Annotated in this window: 17 protein-coding genes and 1 pseudogene; 6 read left to right on the top strand and 12 right to left on the bottom strand. The window is 59.4% G+C overall.

Annotated elements, in window-relative coordinates:
- The first annotated feature begins 92 nt into the window (after positions 1–92).
- Entirely contained in the window at positions 93–587 is a 495-nt protein-coding gene (locus tag ACXAIC_RS00425) for a thioesterase family protein (protein ID WP_475172388.1), read from the top strand.
- Positions 588–818: 231 nt separating this feature from the next.
- Positions 819–2,462, top strand: coding sequence for a chloride channel protein (locus ACXAIC_RS00420; RefSeq protein WP_475172386.1), 1,644 nt, complete (start codon positions 819–821; stop codon positions 2,460–2,462).
- A 173-nt stretch (positions 2,463–2,635) separates the two neighbouring features.
- Here ACXAIC_RS00420 and ACXAIC_RS00415 read toward each other — a convergent pair whose 3' ends face one another.
- Positions 2,636–4,450: an aminopeptidase P family protein gene (locus tag ACXAIC_RS00415; protein WP_475172999.1), complete on the bottom strand. Its 1,815-nt coding sequence runs from the start codon at positions 4,448–4,450 to the stop codon at positions 2,636–2,638.
- 247 nt (positions 4,451–4,697) lie between these two features.
- Here ACXAIC_RS00415 and ACXAIC_RS00410 point away from each other — a divergent pair, with 247 nt between their 5' ends.
- On the top strand, positions 4,698–4,901 hold the full coding sequence (locus ACXAIC_RS00410) for a hypothetical protein (RefSeq protein ID WP_475172384.1): 204 nt from the start codon (positions 4,698–4,700) through the stop codon (positions 4,899–4,901).
- Positions 4,902–5,061: 160 nt separating this feature from the next.
- On the opposite strand, the gene ACXAIC_RS00405 is transcribed toward ACXAIC_RS00410, so the two are convergent.
- Complete coding sequence (locus ACXAIC_RS00405) at positions 5,062–5,952, bottom strand: 50S ribosomal protein L11 methyltransferase (protein ID WP_475172381.1); 891 nt, start codon at positions 5,950–5,952, stop codon at positions 5,062–5,064.
- A gap of 299 nt (positions 5,953–6,251) precedes the next feature.
- Here ACXAIC_RS00405 and ACXAIC_RS00400 point away from each other — a divergent pair, with 299 nt between their 5' ends.
- Entirely contained in the window at positions 6,252–6,881 is a 630-nt protein-coding gene (locus ACXAIC_RS00400) for a tetratricopeptide repeat protein (RefSeq protein ID WP_475172380.1), read from the top strand.
- Here the strand turns inward: ACXAIC_RS00400 and ACXAIC_RS00395 are convergent.
- Positions 6,876–8,222, bottom strand: coding sequence for a HAMP domain-containing sensor histidine kinase (locus ACXAIC_RS00395; protein ID WP_475172378.1), 1,347 nt, complete (start codon positions 8,220–8,222; stop codon positions 6,876–6,878). The two genes, ACXAIC_RS00400 and ACXAIC_RS00395, sit on opposite strands and share 6 nt — an antisense overlap.
- A 19-nt stretch (positions 8,223–8,241) precedes the next feature.
- Positions 8,242–8,979, bottom strand: a complete 738-nt coding sequence (locus ACXAIC_RS00390) for a response regulator (protein ID WP_475172375.1) — start codon at positions 8,977–8,979, stop codon at positions 8,242–8,244.
- A gap of 191 nt (positions 8,980–9,170) precedes the next feature.
- On the opposite strand from ACXAIC_RS00390, the gene ACXAIC_RS00385 reads away from it, so the two are divergent.
- Positions 9,171–9,719, top strand: a complete 549-nt coding sequence (locus ACXAIC_RS00385; protein WP_475172373.1) for a hypothetical protein — start codon at positions 9,171–9,173, stop codon at positions 9,717–9,719.
- 428 nt (positions 9,720–10,147) lie between these two features.
- Here the strand turns inward: ACXAIC_RS00385 and ACXAIC_RS00380 are convergent, their stop codons facing one another.
- From ACXAIC_RS00380 to ACXAIC_RS00370, 3 genes are all read right to left on the bottom strand, one after another.
- Positions 10,148–12,583 (bottom strand): UvrD-helicase domain-containing protein, encoded by a 2,436-nt coding sequence (locus ACXAIC_RS00380; protein WP_475172371.1) that lies wholly within the window; start codon positions 12,581–12,583, stop codon positions 10,148–10,150.
- Positions 12,584–13,164: 581 nt separating this feature from the next.
- Positions 13,165–15,096 carry a TonB-dependent receptor domain-containing protein gene (locus ACXAIC_RS00375; RefSeq protein ID WP_475172369.1) on the bottom strand — a complete coding sequence of 644 codons (1,932 nt, stop codon included), beginning with the start codon at positions 15,094–15,096 and terminating at the stop codon, positions 13,165–13,167.
- Between the two features lie 152 nt (positions 15,097–15,248).
- Positions 15,249–16,283, bottom strand: a complete 1,035-nt coding sequence (locus tag ACXAIC_RS00370) for an MBL fold metallo-hydrolase (protein ID WP_475172366.1) — start codon at positions 16,281–16,283, stop codon at positions 15,249–15,251.
- A gap of 138 nt (positions 16,284–16,421) precedes the next feature.
- Between ACXAIC_RS00370 and ACXAIC_RS00365 the strand changes: the two are divergent.
- A pseudogene (locus tag ACXAIC_RS00365) lies at positions 16,422–16,556 on the top strand (IS5/IS1182 family transposase); the annotation flags it as partial.
- 491 nt (positions 16,557–17,047) lie between these two features.
- Here the strand turns inward: ACXAIC_RS00365 and ACXAIC_RS00360 are convergent.
- The 5 genes from ACXAIC_RS00360 to lpxC all read right to left on the bottom strand — a co-directional run bounded on the left by ACXAIC_RS00360 (position 17,048) and on the right by lpxC (position 25,612).
- Positions 17,048–19,105, bottom strand: a complete 2,058-nt coding sequence (locus ACXAIC_RS00360) for a methyl-accepting chemotaxis protein (RefSeq protein WP_475172364.1) — start codon at positions 19,103–19,105, stop codon at positions 17,048–17,050.
- Positions 19,106–19,490: 385 nt separating this feature from the next.
- Complete coding sequence (gene ligA, locus ACXAIC_RS00355; protein ID WP_475172363.1) at positions 19,491–21,704, bottom strand: NAD-dependent DNA ligase LigA; 2,214 nt, start codon at positions 21,702–21,704, stop codon at positions 19,491–19,493.
- A 7-nt stretch (positions 21,705–21,711) separates the two neighbouring features.
- Positions 21,712–23,379: a DNA repair protein RecN gene (gene recN / locus ACXAIC_RS00350; RefSeq protein WP_475172361.1), complete on the bottom strand. Its 1,668-nt coding sequence runs from the start codon at positions 23,377–23,379 to the stop codon at positions 21,712–21,714.
- Positions 23,380–23,580: 201 nt separating this feature from the next.
- Entirely contained in the window at positions 23,581–24,411 is an 831-nt protein-coding gene (locus tag ACXAIC_RS00345) for an outer membrane protein assembly factor BamD (RefSeq protein ID WP_475172358.1), read from the bottom strand.
- Positions 24,412–24,667: 256 nt separating this feature from the next.
- Entirely contained in the window at positions 24,668–25,612 is a 945-nt protein-coding gene (gene lpxC / locus ACXAIC_RS00340; RefSeq protein ID WP_475172356.1) for a UDP-3-O-acyl-N-acetylglucosamine deacetylase, read from the bottom strand.
- Between the last annotated feature and the right edge of the window lie 109 nt (positions 25,613–25,721).

Below are 25,721 nucleotides of genomic sequence, written 5' to 3'. Positions count from 1 at the left end.
GAATATGTTAGCCGGAGACAAAAAGGTCAAAGCCAAATCCGGCTTTTCCGGCAGCGCTTTGCACGAAAATATCCAAAAGGGGGAAGCGGAAGATGAGCGAATGGGACAGCGCGCCGGTGGCAAGCGAAGTCATGACCCTGCGGCAGGAATGGATCGACTATAATGGCCACTTGAACATGGCCTATTACAACGTCCTGTTCGACATGGCCGTGGATGCGGTGTTTGACCGGATCGGTCTTGGCCCCAGCTATGTGAAGGCCCGCAGCGCCTCCTTCTTCACCGCAGAAGCCCATGTCTGCTATGTGCGGGAACTGGCCGCCGGGACGCCTGTGGTAGCCACGTTTCAACTGATTGGGCTGGATGAAAAACGGGCGCATTTCTTTCAGGAGCTACGCCATGCAGAAGAGGGCTGGCTGTCGGCGACCTGCGAACAGCTCAGCCTGCATGTGGACATGGCGGCCCGCAAGGTGACCCCGTGGCCCCAGGATATCCTGGCCAATCTCAAGACACTAGAAACAGCCCATTCCGGGCTGTCAGTGCCGGAGCGGGCCGGACGGCGCATTCAAATCCCCTCAAAGCCCAGCTAAACAGGGAAAACAGCAACACTTTGCAGTGATTTGGACCGTTTCGCCCCCTGGAAGACCTGTTCTTTCCCGCCGACTCGGGCAAAATGGGACATTGGAGCGTGTCGCGTTCATCCGGAGTGAACCTGTTTTGTCTTTTGTGCTGGAATCTCTGATGAAAGGCAGCGAAAGACAAATTCAGTCAAACGCGATTTGTTCCAGAGGTTCAACGCTGTCCCCAACCCGGCCCGACTGATGCGCAAAATCATTGAAACCGCCGGTCATTTGCCCGACATCCTGATCAGCTGGATCACGCCGAATATCCGCCAGTTCCGGGCCAGTAAGCTGCCCCTTGTGTGGCTGCTCGCGATTGTGGTCGGCCTTCTGGTTGCCTGTGCGGCCATCCTGTTCCGCACCGCCATCGGCCTTGTGCAACTGCCCTGGCTCGGCACCGCCACGGAATTGACCATCGTGGCCGCCACGCGGCAGCCCTGGTGGGTCATCCTGCTGGCCCCAGCCGCCGCCGGACTGATCGTCGGCTGGATCCTGCACAGTTTTCACCCCTATCAGCGCGCGGGCGGAGTTGCCGATGTGATCGAGGCCCGCGCTTATGGCGGGCGCGGCCTACCCTTGAAAGCAGGGCTCTGGTCTGCGCTTGTCACCGTGATTTCCCTGGGCGGCGGCGCCAGTGCGGGCCGGGAAGGCCCCGTCGTGCATCTGGGCGCGACACTGGGCACGGCGGTTTGCCAGTTTTTCCAATTGCCCGATCCCGCCCGCCGCATGTTGCTGGCCTGTGCGGTTGCCAGCGGGGTGTCCGCCTCCTTTAATGCGCCGATTGCAGGGGTGCTGTTTGCCCATGAGGTCGTGCTCGGCCACTATGCGGTCTCCGCCTTTGTGCCGATCGTGCTGGCCTCCGTCGGCGGCACCCTGCTCTCCCGGCTCTGGTTTGGCGATGTCGCCGCCTTCGAGATCCCCCAGTATGAAATCACCTCCTATCTGGAGATTCCGGCTTTTGCCCTGCTCGGCCTGACCTGTGCGGCTGTTGCCATCATTTTCCAGTTTGCCCTGATCGGCACGGACTGGACCGCACGCAACATCACCATGCCGCTCTGGCTGCGGCCGGTCATCGGCGGGCTGGCGGTCGGCGCGCTCGGCATCTTCTTTCCCGCCATTTTGGGGGTTGGCTATGAGGCAACGGATCTGGCCCTGAAACACGAGCTGACCATCACGACCATGGTCACGCTTCTGGTGGTGAAGACGGCGGCCACCTCCATCACCCTCGCCTCCCGGTTCGGCGGCGGGATCTTCTCGCCGTCCCTCTATATCGGAGCGATGACGGGCGGCACCTTCGGCCTGATCGCCGCCTCCGTTTTTCCGGAAATGGCGTCCAGCCACGGCCTTTACGCGATCCTGGGCATGGGCGCGGTGGCAGCCGCCGTGCTTGGCGCCCCTTTTTCGACAACGGTGATCGTGTTCGAGCTGACCGGCGGCTATGCCCTGTCCATTGCGCTGCTGCTGGCCGTGTCCATCGCAACAGGCCTGACCCAGGCCGTGCATGGAAAATCCTATTTCCACTGGCAGCTCGGCATGCGCGGCTGCTTTGTCAATGAAGGCGTGCACCAGTTCCTGAGCGAAACGGTGAAAGTGCGTGATTTCATGGACCCGCCACCGGAGAGCGAAGAAGAGTGCCGGTTCAATCCGGGGGAAGACGGCCCCTATCTTCATGACACGGACACGCTGGAAAGCGCGCTGAAAAGCTTCGATTCCTGCGGCAAGGCCAGTCTTCCCGTGGTGCGCAAGGGAGATGCCACGCAGATTATCGGCGTGGCCCGCCATGTCCGCGGCCTGCGCTACTTCAACGCCGCCATGATCAAGGCGACCAAGGAAGAACATCACTAAAGTGACTATCGCGTTGATCCGGTTGCAAATCTCTGATGTCAGGCAAGACCGGAAGTGGACCAAAATTGCAGCTTGGTCATAACGGATACTCTAACAGAAGCACCACAAACGAAAACCGCATGAAGACGGCGATGTCTCCACGCGGCAGACGGTGTATTCCGTAACCTCCGGGCTCAGATCTCCTTCGTGGCCTGTTCCAGCCAGATCCGTTCCTTGTCACCAACAAGCGGGCCGACTTCCGCGCGCACCCGCGCGTGATAGGCGTTCAACCACGCCCGTTCGGCCTCTGTCAGCAAAGCCGGTTCGATCAGGCGCAGATCCATTGGTACCAGGGTGATGGTTTCAAAGCCGAGCATCGGGCGCTCTCCACCGGCGATCTCCCGCGCTTCGGTAACGATTTCAAGATTCTCGATCCGGATGCCGTAGTCCCCGGCCGGATAATAACCCGGCTCGTTGGACAGGATCATGCCGGATTTGAGCGGCACCGTGCCGGTCTTGGCAATGCGCTGCGGCCCTTCATGGACGCCCAGATAGGCGCCAACCCCATGTCCCGTGCCATGGTCGAAATCAAGCCCGGCCTTCCAAAGATCGATCCGGGCCAGCGTGTCCAGTTGGGCGCCGGTGGTGCCTTCGGGAAACTTCGCCGTGGAGATGGCGATATGGCCTTTCAGGACGAGCGTGAAATTGCGCTTCATCTGTGCGCTCATGGTACCGACCGCCAGCGTGCGGGTGATGTCGGTGGTTCCGTCTTCATACTGGCCGCCGGAATCGATCAGGAACGGCTTGCCGGCCGGCACCGGCAGGTTGCTGGACCGGCTGACCCGGTAGTGGCAGATAGCCCCATTGGGGCCCGCCCCGGAAATGGTATCGAAGGAAATATCCTTTAGCAGCCCGGTTTCCCGCCGGAAGTCTTCCAGCTTTTCCGCCACCGCAATCTCGTCCAGGCCGCCTTTGGGCGCTTCCTCATCGAACCAGCACAGGAAGCGCACATAAGCGGCCGCATCCCTGAGATGGGCGTCCCGCGCGCCTTTCAGCTCTGTTTCATTCTTGACCGCTTTGGGCAGCAGAACCGGGTCCTGCGCCTCCACCAGCGTGCCACCGGCCTTCGTGATGGCGTCGGCAATGCCGATCCCGGCCAGCGTCGGATCGATCATCACACTCTGTCCCGCCGCGCCAAGGGATTTCAGCCCGGACATAAACTCTCCCGGTTCAGCCAGATCGGCCAGCCCGCTCAAGGCATCGCGCACGGAATTGGAGAGTTTCCGGCCGTCTATATAAAGCGATGGTTTACCCGCCGCCGGAACCGTCGCAAAGGATAGGGGCAGCGGCGTGTGGGTGACATCAGAACCGCGGATATTCAAGAGCCAGGCAATGGAATCGGGCTGGGTCAGTACACAGGCATCCGCCTTTTTGTCTGCCAGAACAGACTGAATTTCTGCAATCTTGGCGGCCGCCGGCTGTCCGGCAAGCGCCTCGGGATAAAGAACGACATCCCCAAGCGGCGGTTCGGGCTGATGCTCCCAGACACTGTCCACGGGATTCTCTTCAAGCAGCACCAGTTCCGCACCGGCCTCCGCACAGATCTTGCGCAGCTGCCGCACCTCGCGCACGGTGTGCAGCATCGCATCCGCCCCAAGCTTCTGCCCCGGTTTCAGGTGGGTCTCCAGCCACTCGGTCAGCGGCTCCTTGACCAGGTGCCGGGCGGGAAACACCTCCATGTCCACCTGTTCGCGCACCTGGATCGTGTAGCGCCCGTCTACAAAGACTGCGGCCTTGTCCCCCAACACGGCAGCGGCCCCTGCCGATCCGGTAAAGCCGGTCAGCCATTGCAGGCGGCAATCATGGGGCGGCACATATTCCCCCTGATGGGCATCCGCACGCGGGATCAGGAAGCCGTCGAGACCGCGGCGGGAAAGTTCGGCCCTGAGAAGCGCTGCATGCGGCGCCCCGCAGGAGGGATCACTGAGATCATCGAAGGATTGGAACATGGGCGGCACGGTAATTTGCTCAAGAGCCCGGATCAAGCCAGATTCTCACTGCGGCCGCGTTGCCTGTGCAGGATAGCCAGAGTCACATTTTGCAATGCAGCATTCTTTTCGCATATGCGAAATATGCAGAGCTGACATGCAGCTGCCCCCCTACCTAAGGCCCTAGAAACCCTGCATATATAAATCAACAAAAACAAAGATGTTTCTCCCTAGGGAAGCTCTTAACCTTCAAATGGGACTAACCATTATGACCATCGCTACGACCACTTCGACTCGCACGGGCAACGGCTTTGTGCGCCGCGCTTTTGACCGCATGATTGAAGCCCGCTCTCAGCAGGCCCGCCGGTATGTGAACGGATATCTTCTGTCACTTGATGACGCGACTCTCGCAGCGCACGGCTATGACCGTGACCAGCTGGAACGGGAAGGCGCAGTCACCAACCCTTTCTAAGGGGCTCAGGCGCGACCAACGTACTGTGCACGCAAAAAGGCCTACCGATATTTTCGGTGGGCCTTTCTCGTTGCAGCGCACTGCTTTGCAGCACAGCCGCCCGCGGATTCGACCCGCGCCGTCAGGCCCGTACCGGAAGAGAGAAGCACCTGCGGGCGGATCATGCCCAAGAGCGGCCCCTGACGAGGGTCAGCGTCAGCCAGCCGTTTTTCTCGCGCCGCCGGTCCAGCACAAATCCCTGGCAGCGATACGCAAAAAGGATGCGCGGGCCATCTTCCACCCGCAGGCCGGACAGAACCAGCGTCGCAGTCCCGGACATGTTCTCACCGATGGACCGGGCCATTTTCATCAGCGGCCGGGCAAGAATATTGGCAATCACAAGATCAAATGGCCCGTAGAGCGAAAAGCGGCGGTCCTCCACCCCGTTGGCCGTAAAACCACGCACAAGATGCCCTGCACCATTGAGCCGGGCATTGTCCAGCGCCGTGCGGGTTGCCACCGGGTCGATATCGGTTGCCAGAACCGGCTGCCGGGCCTTCAGGGCAGCGGCAATGGCCAGGACGCCGGTGCCCGTGCCCAGATCCAGGATGCTGGCATATTCGCGTAAAGATAACAAACGGTCGATTTCCTCAAGGCAGCCCGCCGTGGTGCCATGGTGTCCGGTTCCAAAGGCAAGTGCCGCCTCGATTTCAAGGCCGATGGCTCCGGGCGGCACCTTGCCCCGGTCATGCTTGCCATGAACCAGAAACCGGCCAGCCCGAACCGGTTTCAGACCTTCAAGGCTTTTCTCCACCCAGTTGAGATCGGGCAATTCTTCCGCCTCCAGCGGCGCTGCAAAGGCATCCGTTCCGGTCCGGTCGCGCACAAGGGCGGCCGCGTCTTCCGGCTCCATGCCGAACAGCAGAATTTCCGCAGACCACAACGAGCCGTCTTCCACCAACTCGAAAATGGAAATCGGGTTGCCGTCCTCTTCGAAGGCCCGTTCCAGAATATCCGCGATCCGTTTTGCTTCCAGTTCTTCGGCTACGATTCGCACCCGGATGGTCTTCATGCCCGTGCCCGCCTTGACTATGTCGGTTCAGAGCGAGCGGTATAATACCAATCTCTATTGATAGAAACCTGTCTGATCGCTTTTTCCAGTTTGCAGACAAGGCCCGGTGCACAGGATGGCATGCTGGGCCGTTCCACCAGCGCAGCGCCGCGCGGCAGGTTGGAAAACGCCACCGGAGACCTCCAAAGCCGGTCCGCTTGGTCTTTAGCAAGTGAGGTTGGCAATACCACTGGCCAAACCCTGCCGCTGCGCCATTTCTGATCAAAGGTCAGGGAGCAGACAAGGGGGAGCGCACGCCAATGCTGAATGGCCAGAACCGGGGAGAAGCCCGGACAAGGGGGGCAAGGCCCCCTTTGTCGCAGACCGGTTTTGCACTTGCCGGGGCACTCGCGTTCTGTCTTTGCGTTTGCGTTGGCGCGGTGAGCCTGATCGCGGCCCCAAACACCACTGCAGCCTCAGCCTCTGCCGTTGAAGAGGATTTGTTCACGGCCTTGAAAAACGCGCCCAATGAAACGACAGCCCGTGCAATTGAAAGGCAGATCTGGGCCACCTGGATTGACGCGGCCCCGGCACCGGAACTCAAGACACGGCTGGAGGCCGCCATGACTCTGCGCAGCCAGTATGACTTTGCCGGTGCCAAGGACCTTCTTGATGCCATCACACGCGAGGCGCCCGGCTATGCGGAAGGCTGGAACCAGCGGGCGTTTGTTTTGTTTCTGCAAGGAAATTATGAGGACAGTCTGGCCGATATTGACAAGGTTCTGGAGCTTGAACCCCGGCATTTCGGCGCTCTGTCCGGCAAGGCCATGATTTTCATGGCCCAGGGACGGGCAAAACTGGCACAAGATACGCTCCGCCGCGCCGTCAGCATTCACCCCTATCTGAAGGAGAGGTTCCTGCTCATCAAGCCGAAGGGACAGGAGCTATAGGGCTCCGCTCCCGGAAAAGATACCCTTCTCTGCCGACTTGGAGGCGACCGGAAAGGCCAGGCGCACGGTCAGGCCGCCCCCGGGGGTTTCCAGAAGCAACAGCGTACCACCTGCTGCTTCCACAATGGCCTTTGTCGTGGCCAGCCCCAGTCCGAACCCGGTGTCCTTGCGGATCTGCCGCGCATCATCCCCACGTTCAAAGGGTTCCAGCAACCGGCTGCGGTCCGGCGCCGGAATGCCCGGTCCATGGTCGATGACATCGATACGGATCCGCCCGTTTCCGGCCGCCGCCTCGATTTCCACCCCATTTGCATATTGATTGGCATTCTCGATCAGATTGGAGAGGGCCCGCTCAAACTCCCCCTTGCGCGCCCGCACGGAGAACCGGCCCCGACAGCGCAGTTCAATGGAAAATCCCAGATCCTGGTACTGATCCACCAGGGACTGCAGCAAGCTGGGCACATCGATCCGCAAGACCGGTTCGGAGCTGCCCCCATCCCTCAAGAAGGTCAGGGCGGCCGTGATTTGCCGGTCCATGACTTTCAGGTCTTCCAGGCTGCGGTCGCGAATGTCACCGTCTTCCAAAAGATCAAGGCGCAAACGCAGCCGTGTCAGAGGTGTTCGCAGATCATGACTTATGGCAGCCAGCGTGCGGGTGCGCCGTTCCAGAAACTCGTGAATGCGCAATTGCATGCGGTTAAAGGCCTGCGCCGCAATACGCACTTCCTTTGGCCCCTTTTCCTTGACCAGAACCGGGTCTGTTGAGGTTTCCCCGAATTTCGACGCCGAACTGGCCAGATCTGCAATCGGTGCTGCGACAGAGCGGGCCGCCCAGACCATCAACGCAATGACAGAAAGTACAAGAAATCCGGTGAAGAGATAAAAGGAAATGCCGAAGACGGGTGGCGGTGGGCCGCGAAAGCCCCATTGTGTCAGAATAAGGTTGCCATCCCTCAGCCGGATATAGAGTTCCGGTGGAGCCCAATTGCCCAGTTCCCGGTAGAATTGGATATGCTCGACCCGCATGCCCAGCAACGTATCCCCCAAGCGGAACGGGCCGGTTTCCCGGGGACCTTTCTCATCAACAGCCTTTTTCAAATCGGATTCGTCAACAAAGCTGATCTTGAGAAACGGATCTTCCTTGCGCAGTTCTTCCAAAACAGCCGCCCGCTGGTCTGCAGGCGTCTCATTGAGCTTGGTCACCGCAATGCTGACCAGGTGACTGTTCATCACCGACAGATTATTTTCGAGCGCAAGCCGAACGAAATGCATGGCGACGGCGCTCGAGATCATCATGATGATACCGGCAAGAACCATGAGTACCATAACCTGGCGCAACATGGTGTCTGGCCAAAAACGCCTAAGCATGCGCCCTTTCGTGGCCATCACGGTGAACAGGCGCAACAAACTCGTATCCGCCGGAGCGCACGGTCCGAATGAACTGATAGAGAGCCCCGCCCGCCTCCAGTTTTGAGCGCAACCGGCTGATCAGAATGTCGATGTTGCGGCCGTTGGACGCCCCGATCTGGCCCATGGTCAGCTCAATCAGCTGGTCCCGGCTCAGCACCCGGCCACTGCGCTCAGCCAGAACCTGAAGCAGGTTGAATTCAGCCGGCGTCAGGGAAATCAGAGCGTATTGGGTGTTGAGAAGGGTTCGGGCCCGGCAGTCCATTTCCCAGCCCTCGAAACACAGTTTGCCGCCAGATACGGGCGCCACATTGCCCGCCAGTTCCACCCGGCGGAACAGGGCCCGCACCCGCGCAATCAGCTCCCGGGGGTTGAAGGGTTTCGGCAGATAGTCATCCGCGCCAACTTCCAGTCCGACCACCCGGTCGATATCCTCGTTTTTCGCAGACACGATGATAATCGGCACCGGGCTGTTCGCCCGCAGGCGGCGGCAGATGCTGATGCCATCCTCCCCGGGCAACATCAGATCCAGCACAATAAGGTCGACCCGGTTACTCGCGAGAAGCCGGTCCATTTCGGACGCATCGCACGCAATGGTAACCTTGAAGTCATTCGAGACGAGATGCCGCTTGATCAGCATCCCGATCTCAGGATCGTCTTCGACGACAAGAATATGGGAGGGTCTAAGCATGGGCGGACCTTATCCGAGATCTTGGGAAAATTTCATCAAGAAATTTACATGGATCGTTTCTGTGTACTTCTAAATTCCTGAATGGAAACGAAGCGAAATCACCACTCCTCACAGGTTAACACGCTATTAACCTACAGGGCGCATTCCTGATTTCAAGACAGTTGCAGAGACCCATTTCAGGAGCAAATCTCATGATGTCAATTGGCTCGATGCCGGTGACTCCGGCCACCGGATCCTCCCCGCGGGACCAGATTGTAAGCACGCTTGAGGAACAGGTTGAATCCGGTGAGATCACTTCGGAAGATTCCGATGCCATGCTCGCCGCACTGGACTCCATGCATGAAGCGCGGATGGCGGCCGGAGAATCGGACGAAAATTCGGGACCGCCGTCGGAAGACGAAATGCAGTCCAATTTCGAAAGCATGCTTTCGGAGCAGGTCGAGGCAGGCACCCTTACGGAAGATCAGGCAGATGAGCTGAGCGCACTATTTGAAAGCGGTGAACTTGCTCCGCCGCCTCCGCCGCCACCACCCGCAGACGCCTCTTCGAGCACGGAGACCGACTCCAGCAGCGATGAGGACACCACAACAAGCACCTCCTCCAGCACGAGCAGCGAACTGACGACAGAAGACCTGATGAGCGCGCTTTTGGAACAGCTCAAGAACAGCTCGGGCTACGACAATTCCGGAAGCACGGCATCGTCCTCAACCGATTCCGTTTTTGCGGATTTTCTGGTCTGACCCTTTTGCGAACACCTGGCTGATTGCCCGTCAAGGCCGGGTCAGACGATCTGCGCCTTATACTTCGGATGCAAGAGTATCGGGCAATAAGCCTGCTCAATTTGAGCGTGACACGAAAGCGATGTGCAAAGAGCGTATCACGGGGCGATGCCGGACATCGTCCAAGACACGCGACACAGTGGAACGCTCTCATGTCGTGGCCTTCGGTGGTTTTTTCAAACCCGCCGGGCGTTGTCACGCCGCTTGCCCGGCTACCCAAGGCCAACCTGGGCCCCATTCCTTACCGGCAAACCTGAAAACCCATCCAAAGGGGTCTTATTTGGTGCGGTAGGTATAAAGCACCCGGCCCGAAGGGCGGCCTTCAGACAAGCAGCATTTCAGACAGGCCAGACGAACAGGCAGGGCAGATGATCAGGCCGCGCAGACCGTCAGTGCCGCTCAACAAAGCTGTCGATCACCTTCTTGACCCCGGCTTTTTCAAAATCAACGGTCAGCTTGTTGCCTTCAATCGATGTGACCGAGCCATAGCCGAACTTGATGTGGAACACCCGCTCGCCAAGCGCAAATTCTGACGGGGTTTCGCTAACCGACTTGGCCACCAGTTCCCCTTCGATGGTGAGTGGTCCCTGGCGTTTCATGCGGGCGGACTGGTAGCCCTGCCCGCTTTCAGAAAACCCGCCGGATGACTGACGGGCCCGCTGTGCCCGTTGCCAGCCCGGCGTTGAATAGCTGCCTCGTTCAAACGGATCATTGCTGTCAAAGCGCGACGGCCCGTAGCCGCCGCCGCCATACCCCCCGTAATTCGAAGAGGGCTCGGCGATTTCCACGTGATCGGGCGGCAATTCATCCAGAAATCTGGACGGCACTGTTGATTGCCACAGGCCATGAATACGCCTGTTGGAGGCAAAATAGAGCTTGGCCCGTTTCTTGGCCCGGGTGATGCCCACATAGGCAAGCCTGCGCTCCTCCTCCAACCCGGCCCGGCCGCTTTCATCCAGCGATCTTTGATGGGGGAACAGCCCCTCTTCCCAGCCAGGCAGAAACACCGTGTCAAATTCCAGCCCCTTGGCCGAATGAAGGGTCATGATCGACACTGCATCGCTGGCATCCGCGCTGTCCCGGTCCATCACCAGGGCGATGTGCTCCAGGAAACCGGCCATGGATTCAAAGTCCTCCATGGAGCGGATCAGTTCCTTCAGGTTGTCCAGACGGCCCGGCGCTTCTGCGGACCGGTCCAGCCGCCACATTTCCGTATAGCCGCTTTCATCCAGAATGATTTCGGCGAGCTCGGTGTGTTTGAGTTGCTCCAGCTGGCGCCGCCAGCGGGAAAAATTGTCCAGAACCGTTTTCAGTGAATTCCGTGGTTTCGGCTTCAGTTCTTCCGTATCAACCAGCTGCTGGGCCGCCTGCATGAGGGGAATACGCTCCGCCCGGGCCAGACCATGAACCAGTTTCAGCGTGGCATCCCCCAGGCCCCGTTTCGGCGTGTTCACAATCCGCTCAAAGGCCAGATCATCGGCCGGCTGGCAGACACATCTGAAATAGGCCAGCGCATCCCGGATCTCCATCCGTTCATAAAAGCGCGGTCCGCCAATCACCCGGTAATTCAGCCCGAGCGTGATGAAACGCTCTTCAAATTCGCGCATCTGGAACGACGCGCGCACAAGCACCGCCATCTCATTGAGCGTATGACCATGGGTCTGCTGCGCCTCGATCTCATCGCCGATCATACGGGCCTCCTCTTCGGAGTCCCAAACGGAGGCAACGGAGACAAGATCGTGATCAGGCTCTTCAAAATCCGTGAACAGCGTTTTGCCCAAGCGGCCCTCATTGAAGGAAATCAAATGAGAAGCCGCGGCCAGAATATGACTGGTGGAGCGGTAGTTCCGCTCCAGACGGATGACAGTTGCGCCTTTGAAGTCGTGCTCAAAGCGCAGGATGTTGTCGACTTCCGCCCCGCGCCAACCATAAATCGACTGGTCGTCATCGCCCACACAGCAGACATTCGGATTGCCCTGGGCCAAAAGCCGCAGCCACAGATACTGCGCAATATTGGTGTCCTGATACTCATCCACCAGCATGTAGCGGAAGCGGCTCTGATAGTCGGCCAGAACATCAGGGCGGGACTTGAACAGAGTGATCACATGGAGCAGCAGATCGCCGAAATCGGCCGCATTCAGGATCGACAGGCGCTCCTGATATTCCTGATAAAGCCGTCGCCCCTTGCCATTGCCAAAGGCCCGCGCTTCGCCCTCGGGCACCTGATCGGGCGTCAGGGCCCGGTTCTTCCAGCCGTCCAGAATCCCGGCAAAGGTCTTTGCGGTCCAGCGCTTGTCGTCGAGCCCTTCCGCCTGGATGATCTGCTTGAGCAAACGAATCTGGTCATCCGTGTCCAGAATGGAAAAACTGGATTTGAGGCCAACCAGTTCGGCATGTTTGCGCAGAATTTTGACACAGATGGAGTGGAACGTGCCAAGCCAGGCCATGCCCTCCACATTGCCGCCGACAAAGCCCGCAATCCGTTCCTTCATCTCCCGCGCCGCCTTGTTGGTGAAGGTAACGGCAAGAATGCCGGAGGGCCACGCAAGCCCGCTGGCAAGAATATGTGCAATGCGTGTGGTCAGAACCCGGGTCTTGCCGGTGCCTGCCCCGGCCAGAACCAGGACCGGGCCTTCGGTCGTCTCCACCGCCAGGCGCTGTTCCGGATTAAGGCCGGTCAGATAGTCCGGCGCGCGCCGGGCTGCCATGGCCCGGGCTGCGATCCCACCTTCCGGGCGCGCAGGCGCAAGCGCCGGGTCCCGCCGGGTGCCCACAGGCTGGAAGGGATCGTCAAAGGGATCATCATACCCGTCCGGGTCTGCCATGGCGTGAAAGTCCAGTAACGTAACTTTAAATCAGGAGAACAATATAGCAACAAACCGGCTGTGGCGAGAGCGCGCACAGGCAAATGGTGGGGACAAGACGTCTCAAACCGGGATGAACGTGCCTTTCTTCCCCAAGGGCGGCCAGGCAGACAGCACCACACACAGATGTGAAGGCCGGCGCCTCCTTGAACCCCGCGCCCCTTTTTGCCCACCGCGCCAAAGATGACCCTAGTGGACGGGGTTCTCAGGTTCGCTAGCAAGAAAAGGAGCGCAAGCCGGTCTGGCTGGCCGGGCAAGCGGCCAGACACGGCCCGGCGGGCCTGACAAAGCACCAAAGGCCACGGCATGAGAGCGTTCCGCCGTGTCGCGCGTCCTGGACGGTGCCCCGCATCGCCCTGTGACACGCGCCTTGCTAAACGCGCTCATGCCACGGCCCAATAGGGTCTTGTTTGGTGAGACTCGCAAAAGGCAAGAACGGCAAGGCTGGTGCCGAAAAGCGGGTTTTCTGACAGATTGAGACCTGCAACACCGCCTCAAAAAGCCAGGGTTCCGGCATTGCAGACAGAGGCCCCGCGCGCCCTTCAGAACTCGGCAGTCATCCCCAGCCAGAACGTCCGGCCGCTTTCCACCGTGCCATAGTCATCCTCGTTGATCGCCACATCGCTGAGATTATAGACTGCACCTTTCAGGGCCACGTGCTCATTGAGGCGGTAGTTCGCCCCGATATCAAGCGTCGTGTACCCATCATATTCGGTTGCTGTCGAGCCGCGGCTCGTGCTCGATACACTGACGCTGTCGCCCTGGTATTGGACGCTGCTCCACAGGTCCAGCCCCTCGAGCGGGGTCGTCCAGTCCAGCCGCAGGCTCGCCTGGTGCTTTGGCGTGCGGGCAAGCGGTTCGCCCTGCAGGTCGCCGGAGCGGCGCTCGGAATGGGTAAAGGTATAGCTGCCGCTCACTTCAAGATCCGGCAGGATAAAATTCCCTGCCGACAGCTCGATGCCCTGCACTCTCGCCTTGCCGACATTGTAGTACTCGTAAAGCTCATAGGTCGTGCCGTCCAGGGTGATGGTGCTGCCAGTATCACGGCTGTCGATCTTGTTGCTGAAGTCGGTGTAAAACCCAGTGAGCGAGAAACGGGTGCGATCGTTTTCAAAGCGCAAACCGGCTTCGTAGCTAGTGCTCTCCTCCGGCTCGAGATCCGATGTACCGGCAATTACCGCGCGGCCGCGATTTGTGGTCAAATAGTAGCCTTCCACCGACTGGCGCAATTCCGGTGTGCGGTACCCGGTCGACACACCGCCCGTCAGGAAAAAGTCGCGGTGGAACTCCCATACAATGTAGGCGCGCTGCGTCATCTTGCTGCCAAAGCGCTCGTCCTCGGTATAGCGGCCGCCTAGAGTGAGGGTAACGTCCGGAAGGACTTCCCAGTTGTCCTCCGTAAACAGCGCCCATTGATTGTTCGAGAACCGGTCGTGTTCGGTCGAACTGACGCCCGGATTGACGTCTTTGAGCGTCGAGCGCGTGAATTGGCCGCCAAATGTGGATCTGTGCAGACCGAGCATGTCGAATTCCCGGGATGCCTTCGCATCGAGGACGGTATTGTCGATACGCGGTTCACGCGTTGAACCGGTGGTGTCGCGCCCGGCATGTTCATGGCTGATACCGGCTGCAACATCCCAGTCCTGAATCACACCTTCGTAGCCGAAGGCCCCGGTCAGACGCTTGTTCAGCCGCGGATCTGTATCGATATGCGTCCAGCCTGCTTCCGCCGAGATCTTCTGGTCAACCAATGGGGTCCAGACCAGACGTCCATGAACGTCATCGAGGTTGCGTTCGGTCGGACCTCCGTCTCGCTCCGAGGCTTCCCGATAGAGCTTGCGCCCCCAAACCTGCACTCCAAGCTTGTCGGCAAAAACCGGACCGTTGGCGAAAAAAGACACCTGTCGTTCGGAATAGTCCTCGGACCTCTGGGGTATGCGTGCCTCCACAGTGAACGAACCGGACCAACGGTCACTCACCGGCTTCGTGATGATATTGATCACCCCACCCATGGCATCCGATCCGTAGAGAGATGACATCGGGCCGCGCACGACCTCGATCCTGTCGATGGCCGAGACCGGCGGCATGTAATACTGGTCCACTCCGCCGCCTGCATTCGTGCGGGACTGGCTGGTGCTGATCCGTTTTCCATCGATCAGGATGAGCGTGTATTCAGACGGCAGTCCGCGTATATAGATGTTCTCGCCATCCGCCGCGCCGGCAACTGAAACACCCGGCACAGTGCGCAAGGCATCAGTGAGATCGACGACACCAGCCTTTTCCAGTTGCTCCGCAGTCACAACCGAGACGCTGGCAGGCGCAGTCAGCGGATCGACTCCGACGCCGGCAGCGGTCACAACGATGATGTCCAGCATGGTCAAGCCATCCTCATCCTGCGCGGAAGCGTTGAGAGGAAGGCCGGTAACACTGGACGTGACGAAAACCACCAGGGCAAATAGGGACTTGGTGCTCATAAATGTTCCTTGACTATACGACACTTGCACTATGGATATCTGGGTATCGCACCGGAAACGCACCTGCCTCGATATGTTTGTGGAGCCGAATAGTCAGGTATTAGAAAGTTCGCAAGACCTCAATCCCGTTTTACCCCGATACACGCATAACCCTAGTTCGCTCCGACGGAAAACCGGGCCGCTTGTGCAAGGGCGCATTGTTCAAGCACGGTGAATAGCGGATAGCCGTCCTCTCCCCGCACAAACGGGTGGGGCTCTCCTGCGACGCGCTGCTCAACCGCAGCCATCAGCCCTGCCGAGTCATCCCGGGCCGGATGATTGGAGAGAAAGACATCCACACCCGCAGCTTCCGATGCCGCCCTCATCTTTCGCGCCGAAGCAGCGTAGGTCAGGAAAGTGTCCACATCAGCGCCGAAGTTGAAACCGGTTCCGCCCCAAAGCATGGCAACATGAAGAACCCCATGATCCCGTAGCTCGAAAATCGGAGAAATCGTTCCAGGCGTATGTCCGGGCGACAGATGAACGGTGAGCCTGGAGGTCCCGAACTCAAGGACCTGTCCGTCCGCCACGGTGGTCCCCCGCTTCGGCGGTGGGCCGAACCGGGGGTGAGTTCCGAGCGTCGCAACGAGCTCCCAGTCGGCCGCGGACATCATAACGTCAATGCCAAGCGTTTCTGCAATGAAGTCCGCGCCGCCGTAATGATCCCCATGCCCATGGGTAACCAGCACATGTTTGATCGCAGATGGGTTCAACCCCAGCGTCTTCATCCCGCCAAGGATATATGTTTCAGCCTCTTCATCGTTGTTCAGCCCGTCAATAAGGATATAGCCGTCCTCTGTGCCGTAGAGCCAGGCCGAGACGCCAGGCGTTCCCAGGAAATAGAGATTGTCGAACACCTGCAACGGCGGCAGCGGCTCCGGAACAGTGCGGTTGCCGCGTTGGCCCCTCCGCTCGCCGCCGCCGGACCGCAAATTTCGGCCGCCCTTTCCGGTGGTACTCTTGCGTGGCATATTCACGTTCCGAATACGCGTGGCCAGATCGCAAAGGGACGCAAATCCTGGGAAATCCTCTGCTGCGGCAAGGCCACGCTCCACGTAAACTTTCGGCGCCAGAAGATTTTCCGCCTTCGCCAGGGTTGACGAAGTGCATGCTGCAAGCACCAAACCGGCAAGAGTGAGCTTCCACATTCCCGTATCCTTTCTTTAGGGCCCAACTTAATAATAGTTGAGTGATATCATCCCAGGGCAGTCGGTCCTTCATCTTCTAGACAAAGACGGCTGAATCACAACACATTGATATCACTCAACTACTTTTAAATCGGGCTTTTGCGTCATGTCTTCGCCGATGGCGGCTACGCAGGCGATAAGCTCCGTTCAGCATTGGCGGATTCCGGTGAATGGACCGTTCATATCGTCAAACGCTCCGATACCGCCAAAGGCTTCCATGTCCTACTCCGCCGATAGGCCGTGGAACGCACACTCGCATCGTTCAGACGATGCCGCAGACTCGTAACCTATTGTCCGTTAACATAGAATTCTGAATCGGGCTCTTACAAATCCAACCGGCGCGACATTCTCAGGCACTTCGCCAAAACACTCTACCGGTGGCGGGCAAGCATCGAACAGATGATGAGCAAGCGGCCTGACACGGCCCTGCGGGCCTGACAAAGCACTGAAGGCCACGGCATGAGAGCGTTCCGCCGTGTCGCGCGTCCTGGACGCGTGCCCCGCATCGCCCTGTGACACGCGCCTTGCCAAACGCTCTCATGTCACGGCCGAACAGGGGCTTATCTGGTGAGGTTGGTATGACAGGAACTGGGGACTTCAGGAGGTTGGCACAAGTGCCTTGCCGAGCTGGAGCAACAGTGTGTTGCCCATCGGCATCTTCACGCTGACACGGACTTTTGACAGACCGCGCCAGAACCATCCGTCAAAGGAGAAGAGCGCGGCCCCTAGGCCGCCTCATCATCGCGCACTTCCTCCAGGAAGGTGTTGACTGCTTCTGAGAGGTTGATCGCCACCTGGCTAAGCTGACCGGCCGAGTTGCTCAAGACCTCCAATCTCTGGCGCGTCTGGTCAATGGAGCCGGAGACACCCGCCACATTGGTGGCCGCCGCTGTCGCACCGTCGGAGGCAAAAGTGATGGACTGGGTGATTTCCCCGGTCGCCGCGTTCTGCTCATCGACCGACACGGAAATCGTGTCGCTGACGGAGCGGACCTCGTCGATGCGCTCCACGATTGAGCGGATCGCAGTGACCGATTTCTGCGTCGAGCTCTGAACCTCAGAAATCTGGCTGGAGATCTCGTCCGTTGCCTTGGCGGTCTGGTTCGAGAGTTCCTTGACCTCCGCCGCCACGACAGCAAAGCCCTTTCCGGCCTCCCCTGCCCGCGCGGCTTCAATGGTAGCGTTTAGCGCCAACAGATTGGTCTGTTCGGCAATCGCCCGGATCATCTCGACGACTTCACCGATCTTGTCAGCAGTTTCCGCCAGAATGGACACATCCCTGTCAGCAGCCATGGCCGTGTCGGCTGCCACTGCGGAGATCTCAGTCGCCGAACTGGCCTGACGGGAAATTTCACCGATAGAAGCCGACAGCTCCGCTGCAGCCGAGGCGACCATCTGCACGTTGGTGGTCGCTTCCTCGGTGGCGGAACTGGCCGCCTGGGCGCTTTCATCCGCATGCAGAGCGATCTTGACCAGATCAACCGCATTGGCACGGACATCTTCGGCTTCCGCGTTCAACTGCTCCTGGATCGTGGAAACCGAGGTTTCGAAATGATTGATGGCGTTTTCCAACTGGGCCCGGCGCTGACGGCGGAGGGCCCGCCCGGATTCCGCTTCCTCTTCCAGCTCTTTCTGATACGCCAGTTTGGTACGGAAGACTTCGGCAGCACGCGCTATATCGCCAATTTCATCCGGACGGTCCGTATCGGCCACGCTCACCCTCAGATCACCTTCTGCAAGCGCCGTGATCGCGTCACGCTGCCGGCTCAGGGTCCGGGTGATGGCAAGCACCTGAGTGGCCACAACGGCAACACCAATCAGTGTCAGACCGATGGCAATCGCCGAAAGCCAGAAAATTTCGGTCCGCAAGCGGTTTGCATCCGCATCGGCGGCCGCTTCTGCCCGGTGGATCAGCTTGTCTGAGAACTGCTTCATCAGGTTCAGGCGCTTGGTGGCGATTGCGAACCAGTCGCTGCCCTGAATCCCTCCGGCGTCTCCCGTTTCAGGAAGCGCGTGAATAAGCTTGCGCCAGGCCAGAGCCTGGTCCACATCTGCGCCCTTGACCATGCTCTTGAACATAGCTTTCTGGTCGGCAGTGGCGACAGACGTAAATTCCTTCAGGAAGGCTGCCTCCCCCCCATAATGGGTGATCACCTTCTTAAACGTCGCCAGATTGACCGTGCCGGTTCCATTGAATTCATTAAGCAGCGCAGCCCCATTGGCGCGCTCGAGCCCGCCGGATTCCATGGCTTCCACAATGGTCAGATAGGGTAGGAGCTCGGCTGTGATCTCCCGGGACGGGCTGGCTTCCGTGGTCAGGCCGATCACGTGGATCAGTTCGTGCACTTCGTGAGTGTAGGATTTCAGAACGTCGGCGACGGCAAAAGTCCGTGCATCAATTGCCTTCCGGAAGCTGGCGGTCTGGTGAACCGCCTTGGCCACGTTCTGAAGATCGCTCAGCAAGGCTTCATCGTTCAGATCAAGGCTCGCCAGATGGTCATCAAAGAGTTTGAGGGCCGCATCAGACTTCGGCCGCTGCGCCATCAGTTTTGCCTGAACGTCCGGATTGTAACCGGACTTGATCAGACTGACGCTCATGCCCCGTTCTTTTTGCAATTCATGCACCAGGTTGCCTGCGTCTTCCGCAATCCTGGTCATGGGCTGCATATGTGCGTTATGGGAGAGTTCGACAGCTTTTTCCGACACGCTGAAGGCCGCAAACCCGACGACCGCAAGCATTGGCACCGCCGCCAGCACTGCGATCTGCAGCTTGATCCGTTTCATCTGCACGCTCCTTCACACCTCAACCGGTGCCGGACCCCCTCCGGCTCCTTCAGCCTGCTGGGAGCGCCTTTCCTCATACTTAACAAAAGAGGCAATTTGGCCTTGCGCGACACAAAATGCGCAATATGCAAAGCAAAACAATTTAAGGTAGTACGCTAAAATAAACTGAGATTGTCAGAAGTGACGATTATTTCGCCTGAGCTCAAGTATTTTACGTTGCGTAAATTTTGAAATTAGATCTAATTACGCTGAATCAGCACTTCAATTGACTGCCTGACCTCTCGAATTTCAACGCAAAAAACAAAACAGTTCGCATCCGAACCAACCCGGCCCGCCAACATGCAGCATTGCCCCAAGAGACCTCGGGTCTGGTGTGTGATTGGTCTCAGGCGCCGACCAAATCAAACCAGCCATCTTCGCTGATCACCTCGATCCCGAGATCCTGGGCCTTGGTCAGTTTGGAGCCGGCTTTCGGTCCGGCCACAACCAGATCGGTCTTCTTGGAAACAGAGCCCGACACTTTCGCGCCGAGCCGCTCAGCCATTGCCTTGGCCTCGTCCCGGGTCATGCGCTCCAGCGAGCCGGTGAAGACCACCGTTTTTCCAGCAACCGGAGAGCCGGAAGCCTCGATTTTCTCAGCGTCTTTCGGGCGGACCTCTTCCAGAAGCGCATCCAGCTGCGCCCGGTTGTGCTCTTCTCTGAAGAATTCCACAAGTGCCTCAGCCACAATATGGCCAATGCCGTCAATGTCATTGAGCTCGTTCCAGGCTTCGCCTTCCCTGTCCACAGCCGCCTGCATGGCTGCATAAAAGACAGACCAGGACCCATAGGCCCGAGCCAGCAATTTGGCATTGCCCTCGCCCACATGGCGGATGCCCAGCGAAAAGATGAACCGGTGCAGTTCGATGGTCCGGCGCTGATTGATTGCCTCAAACAAGTTCCGGGCAGAGACCGCCCCCCAACCTTCCCGGTTCCGGAGCTTGGTCAGAGCCTGCTTGTCGCGTGCCTCCAGGGAAAAGATATCAGCCGGGGCCATGACAAGGCTGTCCTTAAAGAAGGCATCGACCTGCTTGTCACCGAAGCCCTCGATGTCAAAGGCGTTGCGGGAGACAAAATGGCGGAGCTTTTCCGTCGCCTGGGCAGGGCAGATCAAGCCGCCCGTGCAGCGCCGGATGGCGTCGACCCGGCCGGTCTTTTCGTTTTTCTCGCGCACTGCATGGCTGCCACAGGCCGGACACCGTTCAGGAAAAACAAAGACCGGGGCACCGGCCGGCCGTTTGTCCAGATCGATATCAACAATCTGCGGGATGACATCTCCCGCCCGCTGGATCTTCACCGTGTCGCCAATGCGCAAATCCTTGCCGCCCCGGATCGGCTCGCCATCCTGGCCAATCGCCTTGATATAGTCCTCATTGTGGAGCGTTGCGTTGGAAACAACGACCCCGCCCACGGTGATCGGCTCCAGCTTGGCCACCGGTGTCAGCGCGCCGGTGCGCCCGACCTGAATTTCAATATCGTTGAGAACCGTAAATGCCTGCTCGGCCGGGAACTTGTGGGCAATCGCCCAGCGGGGTGAGCGGGAGACAAAGCCGAGCCGCTCCTGCAGATCCAGCCGGTCCACCTTGTAGACCACCCCGTCAATATCATAGTCGAGCTGCGCCCGGCTTTCTTCAATGCCGTGATAGACCTTCAGCAGCGCCTCGACCGTCTCGCAGCGCTCCATCAGGGAATTGATCTTGAAGCCCCAGCCCGCAAACGCTGCCACCATGTCCGTCTGAGTGTCTGCGTTCATGGCGCTCATCTCGCCCCAGGCATAGGCGAAGAATTTCAGCGGACGGGTCGCGGTGATGTCCGGATTGAGCTGGCGCAAGGACCCGGCCGCCGCATTGCGCGGATTGGCGAATGGCTTGCCGCCATTGGCTTCCATGCGCGCATTGAGCGCGCGGAAATCCCCATGCGCCATATAGACTTCGCCGCGCACTTCAACCACATCCGGCACGGGACCGGTCAAGGTCTGCGGAATGTCGCCAATCGTTCTGGCATTGGCCGTGACATTTTCCCCCGTGGTGCCGTCGCCCCGGGTCGCCGCGTAGACGAGTTGCCCGGTTTCATAACGCAAAGACAAGGAAAGGCCATCGATCTTTGGCTCGGCGGTCACGGCAAGCGCCCCCATCAGCGGATCGAATTTCAGGAACCGCCGCACCCGGCCGACAAAGTCCTGGACATCTTCATCGGTAAAGGCATTGTCCAGGGAAAGCATCGGCACCCGGTGGGCGATCTTGCCGAAACCGGAGGCCGGAGCCGCGCCCACCTGCACAGAAGGCCCATCCGCCAGCACCAGATCCGGGAACCGTGCCTCAATCTCCCCATTGCGCCGGCGCAGCGCATCATACTCCGCATCCGACAGGACCGGGGTGTCCTCCTGGTGGTAGAGCCGGTCGTTTTCAGCGATGTCCGCTGCCAGCCGCGCAAGTTCTGCCCGCGCCTGATCCCGTGTCAGCACCTCGACGCTGATAGTGCCGGTGTCAGCGTTCCCGGTGTCCGGTTTCCCGTTCTCTGGAACATCTTTTTCCGCAGGTCCCTTTAAACCGTCGCTCATGGCGCCCCTATTCCGCTGCGGTCAACAGTCTTCGGGCAGCAGCCCGGGCTTCTTCGGTAATCACGCTGCCTGCCAGCATACGCGCAATTTCCTCGCTGCGGTGGTCCGCATCGATGCGCTGCACCCGCGTGGCCACCCGGTCCGGACGGGTGGCTTCCTTGGCAATCAGGAAATGGCCCGCCGCACGTGCAGCCACCTGCGGCGCATGGGTGACGGTCAGAACCTGGACAGTGCTGGCCAGACGGGCCAGCCGCACGCCAATGGCTTCGGCGACGGCCCCACCGACCCCGGTGTCAATTTCGTCAAACACCAGCGTCGGCGCCGAGCCCTTGTCGGCCAGCGAAACTTTCAGCGCCAGAAGAAAGCGCGACAATTCCCCGCCGGAGGCAACCTTCATCATCGGGCCGGGACGGGTGCCCGGATTGGTCTGGACGTGGAACTCCAGCTGATCGGTGCCGGAGCGGCCCCGGTTGTCCGGATCGCTCACCATCTCGACAATGAACTTCGCCCGTTCCAGTTTCAGATCCGGCAATTCCCCGTCGACCGCCTTTTCCAGCGCCTGTGCTGTCCTGGCCCGCCGGGCGGACAGGGCAGAAGCTTTGGCATCATAGTCTGTCCGTGCAGAGGCTGCCGCTTCGACAAGCGCGGCCAGCTTGTCTTCTCCCGCGTCCAGATCGGCCAGATCTGCACTCATGCGCGCGCAGAGCCCGTTCAGCTCATCCACCGGCACAGAATATTTGCGTGAAGCCGCCCGTAGCGCAAACAGGCGCTCTTCAACGCTCTCCAGCTCCCGGGGATCAAATTCCGTCTGCCGCAGGGCATTCTCCAAGCCGCTGCGGGTCTCTTCCAGCTGGTCCAGAGCCTGGGACAGGGTGCGCACCGGCTGAGCAAGAAGCTGGGGCACCTGATCTGCCTTGCGCTCCAGGCGGCGCAACAGGCTGGCCAGCTCCGGCACCGGCGATGCGCTGCCATTCAGCGTTTCGAAGGCTTCACTCAGTCCGCTGGCGATCTTTTCCATCTGCATCATGTCGGTACGGCGGGCGGCCAGACGATTCTCTTCCCCCTCTTCCGGGTTCAGCACCGACAATTCTTCGGCGGACGAACGCAGATAGTCAGCTTCCTGACGGGCCGCCTCGATGCGTTTTTCATGATCGGAAACAGCCTTTTCCGCAGCCCGGAAAGCGGCATAGGCCTTCGCCACCTTATCAGCATCGCCGGTCAGACCACCAAAAATGTCAATCAGGGCCCTATGGCTGTCCGGGTCCACAAGCGCGCGGTCGTCATGCTGACCGTGGATTTCCACCAGCAGCGCGCCCACCTGCCGCAGCAGGCCCGCACTGACAGGCTGGTCGTTGACAAAGGCGCGGGTCCGCCCGTCCGCCGTTTGGATCCGCCGCAAGATGATGTCGCCATCATCCTCGACATCATTGTCTTTCAAAAACGCCCGGACAGGATGCACCGCCGGAACATCAAACACCGCCGTCACCTGCCCCTGGGCTTCGCCATGGCGCACAAGGTCCGCATCGCCGCGGGCCCCAAGGGCCAGAGACAGAGAATCGAGCAGGATCGACTTGCCTGCACCGGTCTCCCCGGTCAGGACAGACATTCCCGAGGAAAAGTCGAGATCCAGACGATCAATCAGAACAATGTCACGGATAGACAGCGTGACCAGCATGAAGGCGGCTCCCTGGGCATTGTGCGTTCGACGGAACGCAGCCGAACGCCTCAAACCCTCTATAGCCGATCCTCTCCAGCCGGATCAATCGACCCTGAGCGGTCCTGGGGGCAATGATCCACACCAGCGTTGCCCCAGCCCCGGCACGCGTGTCAAACGCCCTATCAACCTGAAGGCGTTCGGGCAGTCACACCGCCCGGATCAGATTTTCTTGAAAGCCCGGCTGATCCAGCTTCCGCTGTCTTCAGAAGGTTCATACCCGCCCTTGTTCAAAAGGGCGAAGGCATCCTTGTACCACTGGGTATCGGGATAATTGTGCCCCAGCACCGCCGCCGCTGTCTGGGCTTCGTTGATCACCCCGAGAGCATAATAGGCTTCGGTCAGACGGAAAAGTGCCTCTTCGACGTGGCGTGTGGTCTGAAACTCGATCACCACCGCCTTGAACCGGTTGATCGCCGCCACATAGTTGCGCCGCTTCAGGTAGTAGCGGCCGACCTGCATTTCCTTGCCGCCAAGCTGGTCCTCAACAATTCGCAGCTTCTTTTCCGCATCCGGCGCATATTCGGACTCGGGGAAGCGCTGTACCAGCTCCTGGAACGCACCGGCGGACTTTCGGGTCACCGCCTGATCGCGGGTGATGTCCGGCATCTGGCGGAAATAGCTCTGACCGGCAATATAAAGCATATACGCCGAATCCTCGTCCCCCGGATAAAGGGTCACGAAGCGGCGCGCCGCCGTGATGGCTTCCGTGTATTTGCTCCGGGAGAAATTCAGGAAGGCCAGATTGACCAGCGACTTTTTCGAATATTCCGAATAGGGGTAGAGCTTGTCGATCTCTTCAAATTTCTGCGTCGAATCGCGCAGCTTGCCCTGGGCCCGCAAGGCCAGGCCTTCATTGAAAAGGACCTCAGGGGGCGTGTCATTGAGCGCCAGCTCATCGAGGTCTTCCTTGCCGCTGCAGGCAACAAGCAGAACCGGGGCCGCCAGCACGGCCAGTCTCATCAGGCTCTTGATGCGTTTGGTTCCGATCATGTGAGACCCAGATAAAATTCCGTTCACGCCTATACTCCCGAGCCGGGTCCGGCCCATGCGACCGTCAAAACAATCCGGTCAGTTCATTTCTTTGACAGGAGTGTTTATCGGAATTCCCCTGTCCCCGTCACGCCCTGATCGGCGATCTGACGGTTTTTTTGAGCATTTTTGTGGCAAAATGCCCAAATAGCAGTGAATTGCGAAAAATCAGGCAGGCCATCGGGCACAGGGCATGCCCGAGCCGCTCTGGAAAGCCTCAGGAAACCTCGGGGCCGAAGGCGGCAGCAACGGCAAGTCCGCCCTTGCCAACCTGCCCGACCTGACGGAACGCAGGGGCTTCGACAATCTCGAACGCCTCCGGATCCTGGAACAGCTTCACCAGAATGGCGTGGTTCATCTTGTGACCGCCCTTATAGGACCGGTACATTCCGAGAATCGGCAGACCAGCAAGAGCCAGATCTCCAACCGCATCAAGCGCCTTGTGCCGGGCGAACTCATCCGGCCAGCGGGTACCTTCCGGGTTCAGAACCTTGTCGTCGGAGATCGCCACCGAATTGTCCAGGGACGAGCCGAGGGCAAAGCCCATCTTCCAGAGCTGCTCCACATCCTTGACATTGCCGAAGGTGCGTGCGCGGGAAAGTTCAGTGCTGAAGACCTCCGGGGTCATGTCAGACACGAATTTCTGGCAACCGATAGCCGGAGTGTCGAAATCAATGGTGATGTCAAACTTGGTGCCGTCATAGGGGTGCAGCTCGCACCATGCGGAACCGTTGTCGACCCGGACCGTCTTGTTGATTTTCAGATACCGGCGGCCCCGATCCAGCTTCGCCAGACCGACCTGCTCGACCGCTTCCACGAAAACCGCACTGCTGCCATCCATGATCGGCATTTCGGGGCCATCGATTTCCACGATCACATTGTCAACACCCATGCCGAACAGCGCCGCCATGAGATGTTCTACGGTGGCGATGCCGTCCTGGGCTGGGTCCCCGAGCACGGTGCACAGCGCCGTTGCGGAGACCTTGTTCCAGAGGGCCGGTATTTCTGTTGCATTGTCTTGATCAGTCCGGGTGAACACCACCCCGGCGCCAGCTTCCGCAGGAAGGAGCGTGATCGATGCCGGTTTGCCCGAGTGAACCCCGATTCCGGTCAGCGTTACCTGATCGGCAAGCGTTGTCTGTCGGTCAACATGTATGGTCATAAAACCCAGCCCTTCCGAAAGGTGACCGAAACGTCTCTCTTTTGCCAAATTGCACAAGCGGACTTTTAACGATCACGTGTTGGGGGCGAAGATAGTCGCGAAGCCGGGC

It is taken from the genome of Roseibium sp. AWQ4_254 (assembly GCF_056161025.1).
The sequence above is the reverse complement of the archived record's forward strand: the minus strand, read 5'-3'. Positions and strand labels throughout refer to the sequence as shown.

What these genes read in the sequence shown, in the direction of transcription:
- ACXAIC_RS00410 (WP_475172384.1), top strand. Translation starts at nt 4,698, where the DNA reads ATGACCATCGCTACGACCACTTCGACTCGCACGGGCAACGGCTTTGTG.
- ACXAIC_RS00345 (WP_475172358.1), bottom strand. Translation starts at nt 24,411, where the DNA reads ATGATCGGAACCAAACGCATCAAGAGCCTGATGAGACTGGCCGTGCTG.
- ACXAIC_RS00400 (WP_475172380.1), top strand. Translation starts at nt 6,252, where the DNA reads ATGCTGAATGGCCAGAACCGGGGAGAAGCCCGGACAAGGGGGGCAAGG.
- ACXAIC_RS00385 (WP_475172373.1), top strand. Translation starts at nt 9,171, where the DNA reads ATGATGTCAATTGGCTCGATGCCGGTGACTCCGGCCACCGGATCCTCC.
- lpxC (WP_475172356.1), bottom strand. Translation starts at nt 25,612, where the DNA reads ATGACCATACATGTTGACCGACAGACAACGCTTGCCGATCAGGTAACG.
- ACXAIC_RS00390 (WP_475172375.1), bottom strand. Translation starts at nt 8,979, where the DNA reads ATGCTTAGACCCTCCCATATTCTTGTCGTCGAAGACGATCCTGAGATC.
- ACXAIC_RS00420 (WP_475172386.1), top strand. Translation starts at nt 819, where the DNA reads ATGCGCAAAATCATTGAAACCGCCGGTCATTTGCCCGACATCCTGATC.
- ACXAIC_RS00395 (WP_475172378.1), bottom strand. Translation starts at nt 8,222, where the DNA reads ATGTTGCGCCAGGTTATGGTACTCATGGTTCTTGCCGGTATCATCATG.
- ACXAIC_RS00425 (WP_475172388.1), top strand. Translation starts at nt 93, where the DNA reads ATGAGCGAATGGGACAGCGCGCCGGTGGCAAGCGAAGTCATGACCCTG.
- ACXAIC_RS00380 (WP_475172371.1), bottom strand. Translation starts at nt 12,583, where the DNA reads ATGGCAGACCCGGACGGGTATGATGATCCCTTTGACGATCCCTTCCAG.
- ACXAIC_RS00360 (WP_475172364.1), bottom strand. Translation starts at nt 19,105, where the DNA reads ATGAAACGGATCAAGCTGCAGATCGCAGTGCTGGCGGCGGTGCCAATG.
- ligA (WP_475172363.1), bottom strand. Translation starts at nt 21,704, where the DNA reads ATGAGCGACGGTTTAAAGGGACCTGCGGAAAAAGATGTTCCAGAGAAC.
- ACXAIC_RS00415 (WP_475172999.1), bottom strand. Translation starts at nt 4,450, where the DNA reads ATGTTCCAATCCTTCGATGATCTCAGTGATCCCTCCTGCGGGGCGCCG.
- ACXAIC_RS00370 (WP_475172366.1), bottom strand. Translation starts at nt 16,283, where the DNA reads ATGTGGAAGCTCACTCTTGCCGGTTTGGTGCTTGCAGCATGCACTTCG.
- ACXAIC_RS00405 (WP_475172381.1), bottom strand. Translation starts at nt 5,952, where the DNA reads ATGAAGACCATCCGGGTGCGAATCGTAGCCGAAGAACTGGAAGCAAAA.
- ACXAIC_RS00375 (WP_475172369.1), bottom strand. Translation starts at nt 15,096, where the DNA reads ATGAGCACCAAGTCCCTATTTGCCCTGGTGGTTTTCGTCACGTCCAGT.
- recN (WP_475172361.1), bottom strand. Translation starts at nt 23,379, where the DNA reads ATGCTGGTCACGCTGTCTATCCGTGACATTGTTCTGATTGATCGTCTG.